This window comes from Desulfonatronum thiodismutans (assembly GCF_000717475.1).
Classification (GTDB): domain Bacteria; phylum Desulfobacterota; class Desulfovibrionia; order Desulfovibrionales; family Desulfonatronaceae; genus Desulfonatronum; species Desulfonatronum thiodismutans.
In genome coordinates, this window is the sequence record NZ_JPIK01000020.1 from 118,501 (window position 1) to 133,336 (window position 14,836).

Here is a 14,836-nt window from a genome sequence, read left to right on the forward strand (position 1 = left end):
CCCTGAACGAATGAAGTCGATACTAGCTCTGGAACGTGAAGTTATGGGACTTCCCTTTCGGGAAGTCCTCTTCCTTTCAGAGCGGTCGCGCAATACGCGGCCATCGAATCCAGCCATTACGAGGTGACAATGATCGACGTTCCGAGCCCCTGGCGAAAATTCTATGACCCCGAAGTCCCCACCCCGTTTGAACCGGAAGCCATGGCCATCCATGAACTGCTGGCCCGGTCGGCCCGGAATAGTCCTCAACGCAAGGCCATTGTCTTTCAGAACTGGTCCATAACCTACGCTGAGTTCGATCGTTTGACCGGCGTCATGGCCGCGAATCTGCGGCGACTGGGGCTGACCGCGGGGACTCGGGTGGCTGTGCTTCTGCCGAACCTGCCCCAGACCTTGATCACCTACTTCGCCATCCTCAAGGCCGGAGGCGTGGTGGTGATGATGAATCCTCTGTACATGGAAAACGAGCTGCAAGACCAGATTTCTGACAGCTCCGCGGAGTTTCTGGTCACTCTGGATCTGCTCTGGTCCAAGGTCTCGGGGTTGCGGCGGCGCGTGCATCTGAAAAAGATCATCGTCGCCAGCATTGCCGACGCCCTGGGTTTCCCCCTGCGCCAAGTCTACAAGCTCAAGGCCTGGAAGCAGGGCCTGGGCAAGGACGTCCCTTACGACGACAACGCGATACTTCCGTGGAAAGAGATCGTCAAAGGGCGGGAGGTTTACAGCCAGGTCGTCGACGATCCGCGCAACCATCTGGCCATGCTTCAGTACACCGGCGGGACAACCGGCGTGCCCAAGGGAGTGATGCTGTCCCATGCCAACCTGACCGCCAATGTCCAGCAGTGCCTGGCCATGCTGCCCAAACTCACGAAGTCCCGGCACACTCTGCTGGCCGTGCTGCCGTTTTTTCATATTTTCGGCCTGACGGTCTGCATGAACTTCGCCGTGGCCCTGGGCGCGACCATCATCCCCTTTCCGAGGCTGGTGGTGGCCGATCTGCTCAAGGCCATTCAGAAGTACAAGCCCACGATATTCCCGGCCGTCCCGGCCATTTTCGTGGCCATGGTCCAGCACAAGAATCTCGCCAAGTTCAAGCTGTCTTCCATTAACTACTGTATTTCCGGCTCCGCGCCGCTGCCCGTGGAAGTCATGCAGAAATTTCAGAAATTGACCGGGGCTGAGATCATCGAAGGCTACGGCCTGACCGAGGCCTCGCCGGTGACCCATCTCAACCCCCTGGACGGCAAGCACAAGCCCGGCTCCATCGGCATTCCCCTGCCCGGCACCGAAGCGGCCATCGTGGACATGGAAGGCGGGGCCGTACCCGTGCCCACGGGCAAGCTGGGCGAACTGGTGATCCGGGGCCATCAGGTCATGCAAGGCTACTGGAACCGGGCCGACGAGACCGCCTCCACCATCCGCAATACCTGGCTGTACACCGGGGACATCGCCTACATGGACGAGGACGGGTTCTGTTTCATCGTGGATCGGAAAAAGGATCTGATCATCACCGGAGGCTACAACGTCTATCCCCGGGACGTGGACGAGGTACTCTTCGAGCACCCCAAGGTCAAGGAGGCCGTGGCCGTGGGCATCCCCCATCCCACACGGGGGGAAATCGTCAAGGCCTTCATCGTGCCCAAAGACGGCGAAGTGATCGAGCAATCGGAAATCATCGAGTTCTGTTCCAAAAAACTGGCCAAATACAAAGTCCCCCGCCGGGTGGAGTTCCGCACCGAACTGCCCAAGACCCTGGTGGGCAAGGTGTTGCGGCGGGCCTTGCGCCAGGAGGAAGAGGAAAAGGTGAAAGAGCGAAGAAAGAGACGGATGGGGGACTGAGGCGGCAACGCCTTTTTTTCCACGAAGAAAGGGGGCCGAGGACATGCATGTCCTCGGCCCCCTTTCTTCGTATATTGTCTCTGCCGTAGGGGCACGGCGCGCCGTGCCCCTACAACATGTCGCGCTCCGGCCATGCCAGGGAAAACATCCTATTTTTCCGTGGTGATCTGCTCCAGTTTGCGCTGGTCGTCCTTGAACAGCTTGTAGTTCATGGAATCTTCCAGGGCCTGCCAGCTGGCTTCAATGATGTTGTGGGATACGCCCACGGTGATCCAGCTGGAGTGGGCGTCGCCGGACTCGATGAGCACGCGGACATGGGAGGCCGTTCCGGAGCGCCCGGAGAGCACCCGGACCTTGAAGTCCACGAGGCGCATTTCCTTGAGGTTGGGGTAGAAGCGCTCCAGGGCCTTGCGCAGGGCATGGTCCAGGGCGTTGACCGGGCCTTGCCCGGCCGCGGCGGTGTGTTCCACCACTCCGCCGACCTTGAGCATCACCGTGGCTTCGGCCCAGGGCTGGGCCTGGTCTTCGTGGCGGGCGTCGATGACCCGGAAGCTGAGCAGGCTGAAATAGCGGCGCATCCGGCCCAGGGTCTGGTTCAGGAGCAGCTCAAAGGAGGCCTCGGCCGCGGCGTATTCGTAGCCGGTGCTTTCCCGCTGCTTGATCTCGGCCAGCAGCTCGGAGACAAAGGGGTCGTCCTTTTCCAGGTGAAAGCCGAACTGTTTGGCCTTGAACAGGATGTTGCTGCGCCCGGCCAGGTCCGAGAGCAAAATGCGCTGTTTGTTGCCCACCAGTTCCGGCTGGATGTGCTCGTAGGTCATGGGGTTGCGCGTCACCGCGCTGACATGGATGCCGCCCTTGTGGGCAAAGGCGGAGTTGCCCACAAAGGGCTGGCGCAAAAAAGGCTTCAGGTTGGCCACTTCGGAGACGAAATGGGCCGTGGCCGTAATCAGGGGCAAGTGGCCCTCGGGCAGGCAGGTGCAGCCCATTTTCAGTTCCAAGTTGGGAATCACGGAACAGAGGTTGGCGTTGCCGCAGCGTTCCCCGTAGCCGTTGATGGTTCCCTGGACCTGGACCGCGCCGTTGGCCACGGCGATGAGCGAGCTGGCCACCGCGGTTTCGGAATCGTTGTGGGTGTGGATGCCCAGCTTGGCTCCGGGCAGGGCCTCCTGGACCCGGGTTACGATTTCCCCGATTTCCTGGGGCAGGCAGCCGCCGTTGGTGTCGCAGAGCACCAGGACGTCCGCCCCGGCCTCCCAGGCCTTGCGCAGGCAATGCAGCGCGTACTCGGGCTGGGCCTTGAAGCCGTCGAAGAAGTGCTCGGCGTCAAAAAACAGCTCCTTGACCTCCGGGCGGACATGGGCCAGCGAGCCGGCGATAATCTCCAGGTTGTGCTCCAGGGTTGTGCGCAGGGCCTCCTGGACGTGGATGTCCCAGGTCTTGCCGAACAGGGTGACCACCTCGGTCCGCGCCTGGAGCACGGCCTTCAGGTTGGGGTCGTTGTCCGGCGAACCCTTGGGGTTGTGGGTGCTGCCGAAACAGGCCACCCGGGCGGTTTTCAGGTCGTAGTTCTTGATGTCCTTGAAAAAATGCAGGTCCGTGGGGTTGGATACGGGCCAGCCGCCCTCGATGTAGGCAATGCCCAACTCGTCCAGTTTTCGAGCGATGCGGATTTTGTCTTCAGTGGAGAGATGCAGGTCCTCGGACTGGGCCCCGTCGCGCAGGGTGGTGTCGTAGATGCTGATGGCGGTCATGTCTGCTCACAGTGCGTCGGAGTTGCCGGCTTGTCCAAGCCAAAGGCCTCGTGCAGGGTGCGCACGGCCAGTTCGGTGTACTTTTCGTCAAGAAGAATGGAAATCTTGATCTCCGAGGTGCTGATCATCAAAATATTGATGCCCTCGTTCTTCAAGGCCGTGAAAGCCATGGCCGCCACGCCGGAGTGGTTGCGCATGCCCACGCCGATGATGGAGACCTTGCTGACATGGGCGTCGGAGACCACGGCCGGGGCCCCGATCTCGGTCTTCATGCGCTCCAGGATGCGGATGGTCCCGTCCAGGTCGCCCCGGGGCACGGTGAAGGTCATGTCCGTGAGGCCCTCCCGGCTGGGGTTCTGGACGATCATGTCCACGACGATGTCCGCGTCGGAAATGGGCGCGAAGATCGTCGCGGCCACGCCCGGTTCGTCGTACACGTCCATCAGGGTGACCCTGGCCTGATCCTTGTCGTAGGCGATGCTGGACACCAGCGCTTCTTCCATGCCTTCCTCCTCCTTGGTGACAATGGTTCCCGGTTCGTCGGAAAACGTGGAGCGGACATGCACCGGGACCGAATATTTTTTTGCGAACTGAACAGACCGGATCTGGAGCACCTTGGCCCCCATGCTGGCCATCTCCAGCATCTCGTCATAGGTGATCCGGTTGATCTTGCGGGCCTTGGGACAGATGTTCGGGTCCGTGGTGTACACGCCGTCCACGTCCGTGAAGATTTCACACAGATCAGCATGCAGCGCGGCGGCCATGGCCACGGCCGAGGTGTCCGAGCCTCCCCGGCCCAGGGTGGTGATGCGTTGACGGATGTCGCAGCCCTGGAAGCCCGCGACCACCAGAACGTCGTGCTTTTCCAGCAGTTCCATGAGTCGCTCGGTGTTGATCCCCAGAATCCTGGCCCGTCCGGCGGAGCAGTCGGTCAGGATTTCAGCCTGATGGCCGAGCACGGAACGGGCCCGGATGCCGTGGTCCTTGAGCAGCATGGCGAAAAGAGCCACGGAAACCTGCTCCCCGGTGGCCACCAGGGCGTCCAGTTCCCAGGGATCGGGGCGGGTGCTCCATTGCTTGGCCATGCCCAGGAGCCGATTGGTTTCCCCGGCCATGGCCGAAAGGACCACCACCAGCTTGGCTCCCTGGTCCAGAACTTTCTTGTTTTTGGCCATGACCTGGCGCATGCACTCCAGGTTGGCCACGGACGTGCCGCCGAACTTCTGAACTACGATCCGCATTTCGGATCTCCTCCTTGCAGGGCGTCGTGAAACGGAAAATGAGTGGAAAGGCTGTCGCGCAGGCGACAGAGCACCCGTTCGGCGGTTGCGCCTCGGGCTCGGATGGTCGCCTCACGAGCATCCGGTCGCGCGGTGAACAATACGGCCAAGTGATCTCCGGGCAGGTCGCCGGACCGACAGTAAGAGGCCCATTCCGCGATGACCAGTCGGGCCGGTTCGTGCAGGGCGCAGAACAATTCGTCGTCCAATCCCCGGTCTTGCAGCCGGTAAAAATCAAAATGATACGTTTCCGGCTCAGTGGGGTAGACGTTCAGGTAATTGAAGCTGGGGCTGGCCACCTCGGCCTCGTCCCCGCCGGGCAGAGCCTGAACCGCGCCCCGGGTAAACGTGGTCTTCCCCGCCCCCAACTCGCCGTCCAGTAACAGCGCCGGATACACGCCCAAGGCTCGCATGGCCTCGACAAAGCAGACGCCCAAGGCAATGGTGGCTTCGTGATCCTTGAGGTGGAGATGAAGCGGTGACGGCGGTGAAGGCATTGGTGGAGAGGGCCTCAAAGCGAGGCGGGTGGTTCGGTTGGCGTGGTTTTCGCTGATTTATTCCTCGGAACTGGCCAGAAGGCGAAGAATGTCCTTCTTGCCCACCACGCCGACCAGCTTTCCCTCTTCCAGCACCGGGATGGTGTGATATTTCTTTTCGGCCATCAGGTCGGCCAGCTTGTTGACCGGCGTATCCGGTGAGACGCTGACCGGGTCCGGGGTCATGGCCTGGCTGACCTTGGTGGCGGCCATCTTGTCCACGGCGCGTTGGAGCTGGCTCAGGGAGGTCAGGGCCACGAAGCCGCCCAGCAGGGTGAAAAACGAGGGCAGGGGGAATTCGCGTTGCTGGACCACGAGATCGCTTTGGCAGAGAACGCCCACCAGCTTGCCGTGATCATCCAGCACGGGCAGGCCGTTGAAGTCCCTTTCCAAAAGAATCTTGGCCGCCGCGTTGACGTCCGTATCCGGTGTCACGGTGACCACGTCCCGGGTCATGATGTCCTTGGCTGTCCGCATCCTGTGCGCCTCCTCTCTGCTCCGTATTGTTCAGGCCACTACATGTGGCAGCATATCCGCGATCTCCCGAGCCAGATTGCCTCGCCGGGGAAAGCGTTTCCTCAATTCCATACCCGCCAGGCCGTGCCAGTACACGCCCGCGTTGGCGGCGGACAGCGGGTCGAGGCCCGTGGCCAGCAGGGCACCCAGGACGCCGCAAAGTACGTCGCCGGAACCTCCCACCGCCAAGTTTGGGCAGGCAAATGGGGATACATACACGGCCCCTTCGCCGGAGGCAATGACCGTTCCGGCCCCCTTAAGCACCAGGATGACGTTCCATTTCCGGGCGTATTCCCGGGCCGTTTCAATTCGGTTTGCCTGGACCTGCTCAATGGACAGCCCGCTGAGCATCGCCATTTCGCCAGGGTGGGGGGTGAGGATGGAGTTCAGCGGAAGTTGGGTAAAAAGGTCCTGGTTTTGGGCCAAAGCGTACAGGAAGTCCGCGTCGCCAACCAGGGGAGGCAGGTCGAGGGCTAAAAGGGCTTGGCAAAAGGCAGCCGCCTCCGGAGAGCGACCGAGTCCCGGGCCGAGAATCAGCGAGTTGAAGCGGGCGAGAGCTTCGGACAGGTCGTCGACACAGTCCCGGCTCCAGGAGGTCCCGCGGCCCAGGGGCAGGAGCATCACCTCGGGACACCCGGCCTTGATTTCACTGGCAAGCTCAGCCGGACAGGCCACGGAGGATAGTCCGGCTCCGCAGCGTAGGGCGGCCAGGGCCGAGAGCAGAGGGGCCCCGGTCAACCCCGGAGAACCTCCGACCACCAGTACATGCCCGGCCGTGCCCTTGTGCAGCAGGTCTTCGGAAGGAGGAAGCAGGTTCAGAACGTCACGCTCCAGCAGGAATTGTCCAGGCGGCTGGGCCTGTTTAACCCGAAACGGAATCCCGATGGGGCGGGCACGTTCCCGGCCCACGTACGGGGCGGCTTCCGGCAGGGCCGGGCCGAGCTTGGTCGCCTCGAAGCTGACCGTGGCCGAAGCCTTGACGGCAATGGGCGAAGGGCGTCCGGTCAGCCCGTTCAAACCCGTGGGGATGTCCAGGGACAGGACGAAGACTTCCTTGGGCAGGCGGTTGATGTATTCGATCCATTGCCGGTACTCCGTCCTTAACTCCCCCTGGAAGCCGGTGCCCAGCAAGCCGTCCACCAGAATGTCCGGTCGGCGCAGATGGTCGATGTGGGCGTCGGGCAACGGGACCAAAGGCAGGCGCAGCTTGTTCAGCAGGTCCAGGTGGTAGGCGGCCGCGCCGGTATAGGCCTCGGGCGGCTTGACGTGAAACGTGCTGACCCTGGCGCCGTGGTCGGCCAGGTACCGGGCCAGGGCAAAGGCGTCCCCGCCGTTGTTGCCCGGACCGGCCAAAAGCACGACCTGTTTTCCCTCAACCGGTCCGAATTCCCGAAGCAGAACGCCCAAAGCCTCCCTGGCGGCGTTTTCCATGAGCAGTTCCTGCAGCAGACCATAGTCGCGCTGGGCCGTGGAGTCCCAACGGGCCATTTCTTCCGGTGTGGGTAACGGGCGGTACATGGTAATTCCTCCTGGCTTTGAAAAAGTCTCGAAAGATCGGGTGCTGGGGCGCAAGTGTCAGCATCTGAGCCAATGCGCTTTTTCGCTACCTTGCCGAAGATCGGCGTGACGAACAAGTCTGGCGGTCGATCCAGACTCCTCATGGCCTGTCGAAACATGTTCTAAATCCACGGCAGTGACGGCTATGGCCGACGGAAAGAGAAGGCCAAGGCAATTTGTACCAAATTTTCGATACTAAATTATTTCTTGACCTACATTTTTGTTTCATGCTTAATCTAGGGAAAAGTGAGTTCGTACCAACTGGAATGCGAATCTCTCACCCGTCATCCTTGGAGGTGGATCATGGTACAACCCCCCGGTAGAGGAAAGGTTGCCGTACTCGTGCTACTGCTCGTCGGTGCCGGGCTGTATGCCGGAATGGCCTTTTCCATGAAGGTCACGGATCAGCCGGAGTTTTGCGGCAGTTGCCACGTGATGTACGAGGCCGTTCGGACGCATCAAGTGTCCCCCCACGCCAACCTGGCCTGCAACGAATGCCATGCCCCGGAGACGGGGGTTCCCAAGATTATATTCAAGGCCAGGGCGGGGACCAAGGATTTCTATCAAAACACGTTGGGTGATGTTTTCGACGTCATTCACACGACGGACAAAACCAAGGACGTGGTCAATGAGAGTTGCATTCGATGTCACTCCATGACGATCCTGAACGTTTCCGAAAAGATGATCGAAGCCAAACCATACTGCACGGACTGTCACCGTTCCGTGCCGCACATGTCCAAATTACCGATTTCCGAAAGGAGGGTGTCGGATGAATAGAATGCTTGTCATGGTCTGTTGCGCGGCCGCGGCCCTTGGGGCCATGGCCCTGGTGAGCTGTACTGAGGTGCCTGAGCCGGTCACGCCGTCTTACACGACCACGCTGTCGGCCACGGAAATCAAGAACAGCGCGTTTGAAGAGTTTTTTCCCGTTCACTACCGCACGTTCCTGGAAAACAACGACGACAGCCAGATGACCGAGTATTCCGGCTCGATCCCTCATGAAAAACACTTGTGCGAGGATCCGCCCAAAGGCTGGAAATACTGTCAGCCCTATCTGAAGAACCTCTGGATGGGGTATCCCTTCAGCTACGAATACAACCGGGCCCGCGGGCATACTTACGCCCTGCACGACGTTTTGGATATCGACCGGATCAATCGCTACAGTGAGCAGGCTGGTCTCCCCTCCACTTGCTACAACTGCAAGACCACCAAGATGGTGGAGTGGATTCCCGAGTACGGCGATGAATTCTGGGCCATGGAGTTCCACCAGTTTCGCGAGGAAGTGGACATGGACGACCACACCATCGGTTGCGCCACCTGCCATGATCCGCAAACCATGGACCTGCGGATCACCAGCGTTCCGCTGGATGCGGCCTTGAAGCGTCAGGGCAAGGATTGGCGCGAAGCCTCACGCAACGAGATGCGCTCCCTGGTTTGCGCCCAGTGCCACGTGGAATACTATTTCCAGGACAAGAAGTTCGGCGCCGCGGCTAAGCCGGTCTTTCCCTGGGATCTGGGCATGGATCCCGAGAATGTCTATGAATATTATAAGGATCACGGCTCCACCACTCGCGAGGGGTTTGAAGGGCATTTCATCGACTGGACCCACGCGGTTTCCGACACGCCGATGATCAAAATCCAACACCCCGAGTATGAAACCTGGTATGACGGCCCGCACGGAGCTGCCGGCGTGGCCTGCGCGGACTGCCACATGAACTACCGTCGGCTGGACGGCAAGAAGAAAATTTCTTCGCATCGCTGGACCTCCCCGCTGAAATCTCCGGAAATGATCAAGAGCGCCTGCGGGCAGTGCCATGCGGACAAGTCTCCGGAGTACCTGAAGGAACGGGTGATCTACACCCAGAAGCGGACCTGGGATCAGTTGCTGGCCGCTCAGGAGCTATCGGTGAAAGCTCACGAGGCCGTGCGCTTGGCCAGTGAATACGCCGGGTATAAGCGTCCGGACTTTGATCAACTGATGATCCAGGCTCGCGAGCGAGTCCGCAAGGGCGGCATGTTCTGGGACTGGGTCTCCGCGGAAAACAGCGCCGGCTTCCACAACCCGGCCAAGGCCCTGGAAACACTGGCCCGCTCGCAGCAGGCCAGTCAAGAGGCCGTGAACTACGCCATGCAGGCTACCAACTACGGCATAGCCCGGAACCTGGAAGGCGACATCAAGGACATCGTCCCGCCGATCACGGAGCACAGCCGCAAGCTGCAACAAAGCCAGGAGCACCTGGATTCCCACAAGTGGTTGGGGTATCTCCCGCTGCTTCCGGAAGCGGATCTGGTCTGGGACTTGAATCGCCGCGCACAATAAACACCGTGCCCGGTAATCGGGATTCATGAATCAGCGGCCTTGGCACGGTTTCGTGTCGAGGCCGCTTTGTTCTGGCGTGTCCGAGGCGGGCCGCCCCTTGTCATTTCCCGGCTTTTCATTCATTGATTTCCCTTCTTCAACCATCAAAATCCTGCCCTTTTTTTCCATGCCTCATCTGCTTTTGCTGGACATCGGCAACACGAACACCAAGATCGGCGTGGTGCGCGACGATACGATTCTTGGGACGTACAGTCTGCCTACCAGTCGGGATTCCACTTCTGATGCCTGGGGACTGCGGATCGTGCAGATTCTCGGTCTGCACGGACTACGTCCGGGGGATATGTCCGGGTGGCTGGTCTGTTCCGTGGTGCCGCCGGTGGGCGAACTGGCCCGGGCCGCGGGGGAGCGGTTCTGCGGCTGTCCGGTCTATTTCGTGCCCGAAGACCTGCCTTTGCCTTTGGAGAACCGTTATGCCCGGCCTCACGAGGTGGGCGCGGACCGGTTGGTAGCCGGGTACGCGGCACGGTCACTTTTTCCCAGTCGTTCGTTGATCGTTGTGGATTTCGGAACAGCCACGACCTTTGACTGTATTCAGGATAGCGCCTATTTAGGCGGATTGATCTGTCCCGGCTTGTATTCCTCTGCCGCGGCCCTGGCTTCGAAAACCGCCAAGCTGCCGACCATCGCCCTGGACGGAGTTGAGCCCGGTCCCCGTATTGGCCGGAGCACGGCGGATAGTCTCCGTCACGGGATGGTCTTCGGGTTCGCCGCCATGGTGGAGGGGCTGTGCGTCCGTTTGAAGACCCAGTTGGCCCCGCCCGTGGAGGTGGTGGTCACCGGCGGGCCGGCAAAGACGCTGGTGGAGGTTTGTACCGGGATTGATCACCATCAACCGGACTTGTTGATGCGAGGACTGATGAAGACCTCTTTGGATAATGCACACATGTTACGAAAAGGAGTACGAGTATGAGCAGCACCATTGTCGGCGTTTGGGCCAGAGAAATTCTTGATTCCCGCGGAAACCCCACGGTGGAGGTGGAAGTCGCCCTGGAGTCCGGTGCCACCGGGCGTTCGGCCGTGCCTTCCGGAGCATCCACCGGTACCAGGGAAGCCTTGGAGATGCGCGACAACGACCCGCGCCGCTACGGCGGCAAGGGCGTGATGACCGCGGTGGAGCATGTCCGCGAGGAGATCGCGGACGCGGTGATCGGGCTGGATGCCTTGAGCCAGCTCAAGGTGGACCAGGCTCTGTTGGATCTGGACGGCACGGAGAATAAATCCAGGCTGGGGGCCAACGCTCTGCTGGGCGTGTCCATGGCCACGGCACGGGCATCCGCCAATTACCTTGGTTTGCCGTTATTCCAGTACCTGGGCGGGGTGAACGCCAAAATTCTGCCGGTGCCGATGATGAACATCATGAACGGCGGAGCCCACGCGCCCAACAACCTGGACATCCAGGAATTCATGATCCTGCCCCTGGGAGCCGAGTCCTTTTCCGAAGCCCTGCGCATGGGCGCGGAAACGTTCCATGCCTTGAAAAGCATTCTGACCAAGGACAAACACATCACCTCGGTGGGCGACGAGGGAGGCTTTGCGCCGAATCTCAAGAGCCACAAGGAAGCCTTCCAGTACATCATGCGGGCCATCGATGCCGCCGGGTACCAGCCGGGCGTGGAGATCGCTTTGGCCATCGACTCCGCTGCCTCGGAGTTCTACAAGGACGGCAAGTACGTGCTCAGCGGCGAGAATCTGCGATTGTCCCCGGAAGAATTGATCGACTACTACAGTCAGTTTACTCAGGAATTTCCTTTGATCTCCATTGAAGACGGCCATGCCGAGGGTGACTGGGACGGCTGGCGGAAGATGACCCTGGCTTTTGAGGATCGAATCCAGATCGTGGGCGACGACATCTTCGTGACCAATCCGGACATCCTGGCCGAGGGCATCCAGGAAGGCATCGCCAACGCCATTCTGATCAAGCTGAACCAGATCGGTACGGTCACTGAAACCCTGGACACCATTGAACTGGCCAAGTCCGCTTCCTACGGCACGGTTATTTCCCACCGCTCCGGGGAAACCGAGGACGCCTTCATCGCCGACTTGGCCGTGGGCCTGAACTCCGGTCAGATCAAGACCGGTTCCTTGTGCCGCTCCGACCGGCTGGCCAAATACAATCAATTGCTGCGCATCGAAGAGGTGCTGGAAGAGCAGGGCGCGTATTTCGGCCCGAGCATGATCGCCCAGTGGCTGGACGTTGAAACGGAAGAGGACGACGCGTGAGCGCGGTGCTGCTGGACGGCAAGCGGACGGCGGCGACCATTCGCGAGGAACTGAGACGGGAAGCGGCCAAGTTGGCCGCTTCCCGCGATTTGCCTCCGGGGTTGGCCGTGATCCTGGTGGGCGAGGACCCGGCCTCCCAGGTTTATGTACGCAATAAGGAACGGGCCTGCGCCGAGGTGGGCATTGCGTCCCGAAGTCTGCGTCTTCCCGTGGACGTGTCCCAGGATCACCTGGAAGGCCTGATTCGCGATCTGAACGCGGACCGGTCCATCCATGGCATTTTGCTGCAACTGCCGTTGCCGAGAGGGTTGGAAGCTCAGCGCTGTCTGGAGCTGATCGACCCGAAGAAGGACGTGGATGGCTTTCACCCCGAGAACATGGGCCGGCTGACCCTGGGCCTGCCTGGGCTGCGGCCCTGCACGCCCGCCGGGGTTCTGGAGCTGCTGGCCCGGTACGACCTGAGCGTAGCCGGGAAAAAGGCCGTGGTCGTGGGCCGCAGCAACATCGTGGGCAAGCCGCTGGCCCTGTTGCTGGCGCAGCCTGGTGCCCAGGGCAACGCCACGGTGACCTTGTGTCACTCCCGGACACCGGATTTGGCGGGCGAAATGCGCAGGGCGGATTTCTTGTTCCTGGCTGTGGGCCGACCGCGATTCGCCACAGCGGATATGGTCGCCCCCGGGGCCGTGGTGGTGGACGTGGGCATCAACCGCACGGATCAAGGGCTGGTGGGCGACGCGGATTTCGACGCGCTACGCGACCGGGTCGCGGCAATCACCCCGGTTCCCGGCGGAATCGGCCCGATGACCATCGCCCAACTGCTGCGCAACACGGTTCAGGCGTACGCCGCCGACTGAGTTCCCACAAATTGACTTTTCGAGGGCGTGCTTGTACACGCCCTTTTTTTCGGAGACCGCTTGTTCGGTTCCCATCTTTTTCAACCGCAACCAGGAGCATCATTGCAATGGACGAAGGCCCTCCCAGGCGCATTCAGCGCTACGGATCACCAATGATCTACCACCCATTCAACCGGACGCGCTCCGCGTGGACGGCGACCTCCTGAGTAGTTTCACGCCTTTTTTTCGCTAGGGCCTGAATGACTCGCGTCCCCGTCCGCCGGACGGGCTCCGCCAAGGAGACGAGTCATGAACAAGGCCACGATTTTCACCACAATCTCGAAGTACCTCGCCGAGAACCGGGACCAGGAAACCAGGGAGTTCTGCGATTCCCTGCACCCGATGGACTTGGCGGCCTACCTGCCCAGCTTTCCCCGCAAGGAACAGCTCCGCATCCTCGAAATCATCGGCAGCGAGATCGCCGCGGACATCGTCTGCCGTCTGGACCACGACGAACAGTCCCAACTTTCCAAGGCCATGCCGGATCGACAACTGGCCGAGATCATGAACCACATGCCCTCGGACGACCGGGTCGACCTGTTCAAACGATTACCCGAAGACCGTGGAGAGACGGTTCTCGGCCTGATGGCCAAAGTGGAACGGGAGGACATCCGCAAACTCGGTTCCTACGCCGAAGGGACGGCCGGGGCGATCATGACCTCGGAATACGTCACCTTGACCCCGGATATGACCGTCCAGCAGGCCCTGGAAAAGGTTCGCCTGGAGGCTCCGGACAAGGAGACGATCTATACCATCTATGTCATTGATGCCCAGCGTCGACTTCTGGGCGCCGTGTCCCTGCGCAATTTGATCACGGCGAAACCAGCAATGCATGTGCATGAAATCATGCAGGAAAAGCCGGTCCATGTGCATGCCGGGGAAGATCAGGAAGAAGTGGCTCGGAAGCTGAACAAGTATGATCTGCTGGCCATTCCGGTGATCAACGGCAACGAGGCCCTGGCCGGGATCGTCACTTTTGACGACGTTCATGACGTGATGGTTGAGGAAACCACCGAGGACTTTCACAAGATGGGTGGTTTGGGCCATAAGGCTCCGCCTGGGCTGGCCTCCATCAACATGCGTGACGCGAGCTTCTGGATGATGTTCTCCAAGCGCATTCCCTGGCTGCTGATCTTGGTGTTCATGAACATCTTTTCCGGTGCGGGCATTGCCTATTTTGAGGACACCATCGAGGCGGTGATCGCCTTGGTTTTCTTTTTGCCCTTGCTGATCGACTCCGGCGGAAACGCCGGCAGTCAGGCGGCGACGCTGATGGTTCGAGCCTTGGCCACGGGGAAGGCGAAACTCTCCGACTGGTTTCACCTTCTTGGTCGCGAGGTCCTCGTTTCCGCAGCATTGGGGCTGTCCATGGGGCTGGCGGTGTCCATGATCGGCATCTTCCGGGCTGGACCGGAAGTGGCGGTGGTCGTGGCCATGACCATGGTCTGCACGGTTTTGTTCGGCAGCGTCGTGGGCATGTCGTTGCCGTTTATTCTCAGCAAGTTGCGCATGGATCCGGCCACGGCCAGCGCCCCGCTGATCACCTCCATCGCTGATATCGGCGGTGTCCTGATTTACTTCTCCATCGCCACGTTCGTCCTTCGAGACATGATCGCCGCGGCAGGCTGATTTTTAGGACTCTCTTTTCCAAGGTAGGGGGGGCTCCATTTCTGGAGGCAGCCCCCTCCTGCCGCGACCCCGTGAAATCCGCAGTTTGGCATAATGTGATCACCCTTCGTGACGGAGGGTGATCACTCTCTTTCGCTGTCACGGGGTTCGACGGAAACGCATCCAATGATCGAAAAGGGTAAAATATTGACTTGATCGGTTGGAAGTGCTTTCGTCAGTACTATTTCAAGTGCTA

The 14,836-nt window shown here is 60.5% G+C and carries 13 protein-coding genes; 7 read left to right on the forward strand and 6 right to left on the reverse strand.

Annotated features, from left to right (window positions below):
* The first annotated feature begins 129 nt into the window (after positions 1–129).
* Complete coding sequence (locus GY33_RS0114935; RefSeq protein ID WP_031388103.1) at positions 130–1,839, forward strand: long-chain-fatty-acid--CoA ligase; 1,710 nt, start codon at positions 130–132, stop codon at positions 1,837–1,839.
* A gap of 149 nt (positions 1,840–1,988) precedes the next feature.
* Here GY33_RS0114935 and cimA read toward each other — a convergent pair whose 3' ends face one another.
* Genes cimA through GY33_RS0114960 form a run of 5 tightly spaced genes read right to left on the reverse strand, consistent with a single transcriptional unit; the run spans position 1,989 to position 7,440 of the window.
* A complete protein-coding gene (gene cimA / locus GY33_RS0114940; RefSeq protein ID WP_031388104.1) occupies positions 1,989–3,590 on the reverse strand; it encodes a citramalate synthase in 1,602 nt (533 codons plus the stop codon).
* The gene (locus GY33_RS0114945; protein ID WP_031388105.1) at positions 3,587–4,831 is read right to left on the reverse strand and encodes an aspartate kinase; all 1,245 of its coding nucleotides are present in this window, start codon (positions 4,829–4,831) and stop codon (positions 3,587–3,589) included. The genes cimA and GY33_RS0114945 overlap by 4 nt, the downstream gene beginning before the upstream one ends.
* Entirely contained in the window at positions 4,819–5,367 is a 549-nt protein-coding gene (tsaE, locus tag GY33_RS0114950) for a tRNA (adenosine(37)-N6)-threonylcarbamoyltransferase complex ATPase subunit type 1 TsaE (protein ID WP_051822689.1), read from the reverse strand. Before tsaE ends, GY33_RS0114945 begins: the two co-directional genes overlap by 13 nt.
* 57 nt (positions 5,368–5,424) lie before the next feature.
* Positions 5,425–5,883, reverse strand: coding sequence for a CBS domain-containing protein (locus GY33_RS0114955; protein ID WP_031388107.1), 459 nt, complete (start codon positions 5,881–5,883; stop codon positions 5,425–5,427).
* Between the two features lie 30 nt (positions 5,884–5,913).
* Complete coding sequence (locus GY33_RS0114960) at positions 5,914–7,440, reverse strand: bifunctional ADP-dependent NAD(P)H-hydrate dehydratase/NAD(P)H-hydrate epimerase (protein WP_031388108.1); 1,527 nt, start codon at positions 7,438–7,440, stop codon at positions 5,914–5,916.
* 342 nt (positions 7,441–7,782) lie between these two features.
* On the opposite strand from GY33_RS0114960, the gene GY33_RS0114965 reads away from it, so the two are divergent.
* A complete protein-coding gene (locus GY33_RS0114965) occupies positions 7,783–8,256 on the forward strand; it encodes a cytochrome c3 family protein (RefSeq protein WP_031388109.1) in 474 nt (157 codons plus the stop codon).
* Positions 8,249–9,799, forward strand: a complete 1,551-nt coding sequence (locus GY33_RS0114970; RefSeq protein ID WP_031388110.1) for an ammonia-forming cytochrome c nitrite reductase subunit c552 — start codon at positions 8,249–8,251, stop codon at positions 9,797–9,799. Before GY33_RS0114965 ends, GY33_RS0114970 begins: the two co-directional genes overlap by 8 nt.
* 30 nt (positions 9,800–9,829) lie before the next feature.
* Here the strand turns inward: GY33_RS0114970 and GY33_RS21275 are convergent, their stop codons facing one another.
* Positions 9,830–9,967, reverse strand: a complete 138-nt coding sequence (locus GY33_RS21275; RefSeq protein WP_153304590.1) for a hypothetical protein — start codon at positions 9,965–9,967, stop codon at positions 9,830–9,832.
* Here GY33_RS21275 and GY33_RS0114975 point away from each other — a divergent pair.
* The 4 genes from GY33_RS0114975 to mgtE all read left to right on the forward strand — a co-directional run bounded on the left by GY33_RS0114975 (position 9,966) and on the right by mgtE (position 14,601).
* Entirely contained in the window at positions 9,966–10,769 is an 804-nt protein-coding gene (locus GY33_RS0114975; RefSeq protein WP_031388111.1) for a type III pantothenate kinase, read from the forward strand. The two genes, GY33_RS21275 and GY33_RS0114975, sit on opposite strands and share 2 nt — an antisense overlap.
* A complete protein-coding gene (gene eno, locus GY33_RS0114980) occupies positions 10,766–12,079 on the forward strand; it encodes a phosphopyruvate hydratase (protein WP_031388112.1) in 1,314 nt (437 codons plus the stop codon). The genes GY33_RS0114975 and eno overlap by 4 nt, the downstream gene beginning before the upstream one ends.
* Positions 12,080–12,084: 5 nt before the next feature.
* The gene (gene folD / locus GY33_RS0114985) at positions 12,085–12,933 is read left to right on the forward strand and encodes a bifunctional methylenetetrahydrofolate dehydrogenase/methenyltetrahydrofolate cyclohydrolase FolD (RefSeq protein ID WP_031388113.1); all 849 of its coding nucleotides are present in this window, start codon (positions 12,085–12,087) and stop codon (positions 12,931–12,933) included.
* A gap of 288 nt (positions 12,934–13,221) precedes the next feature.
* Positions 13,222–14,601, forward strand: a complete 1,380-nt coding sequence (mgtE, locus tag GY33_RS0114990) for a magnesium transporter (protein WP_031388114.1) — start codon at positions 13,222–13,224, stop codon at positions 14,599–14,601.
* Positions 14,602–14,836 lie beyond the last annotated feature (235 nt).

Excerpts from the sequence above, each read along its gene's own strand:
- GY33_RS0114935 (WP_031388103.1), top strand. The coding sequence starts at position 130 with ATGATCGACGTTCCGAGCCCCTGGCGAAAATTCTATGACCCCGAAGTC.
- cimA (WP_031388104.1), bottom strand. The coding sequence starts at position 3,590 with ATGACCGCCATCAGCATCTACGACACCACCCTGCGCGACGGGGCCCAG.
- GY33_RS0114945 (WP_031388105.1), bottom strand. The coding sequence starts at position 4,831 with ATGCGGATCGTAGTTCAGAAGTTCGGCGGCACGTCCGTGGCCAACCTG.
- tsaE (WP_051822689.1), bottom strand. The coding sequence starts at position 5,367 with ATGCCTTCACCGCCGTCACCGCTTCATCTCCACCTCAAGGATCACGAA.
- GY33_RS0114955 (WP_031388107.1), bottom strand. The coding sequence starts at position 5,883 with ATGCGGACAGCCAAGGACATCATGACCCGGGACGTGGTCACCGTGACA.
- GY33_RS0114960 (WP_031388108.1), bottom strand. The coding sequence starts at position 7,440 with ATGTACCGCCCGTTACCCACACCGGAAGAAATGGCCCGTTGGGACTCC.
- GY33_RS0114965 (WP_031388109.1), top strand. The coding sequence starts at position 7,783 with ATGGTACAACCCCCCGGTAGAGGAAAGGTTGCCGTACTCGTGCTACTG.
- GY33_RS0114970 (WP_031388110.1), top strand. The coding sequence starts at position 8,249 with ATGAATAGAATGCTTGTCATGGTCTGTTGCGCGGCCGCGGCCCTTGGG.
- GY33_RS0114975 (WP_031388111.1), top strand. The coding sequence starts at position 9,966 with ATGCCTCATCTGCTTTTGCTGGACATCGGCAACACGAACACCAAGATC.
- GY33_RS21275 (WP_153304590.1), bottom strand. The coding sequence starts at position 9,967 with ATGGAAAAAAAGGGCAGGATTTTGATGGTTGAAGAAGGGAAATCAATG.
- eno (WP_031388112.1), top strand. The coding sequence starts at position 10,766 with ATGAGCAGCACCATTGTCGGCGTTTGGGCCAGAGAAATTCTTGATTCC.
- mgtE (WP_031388114.1), top strand. The coding sequence starts at position 13,222 with ATGAACAAGGCCACGATTTTCACCACAATCTCGAAGTACCTCGCCGAG.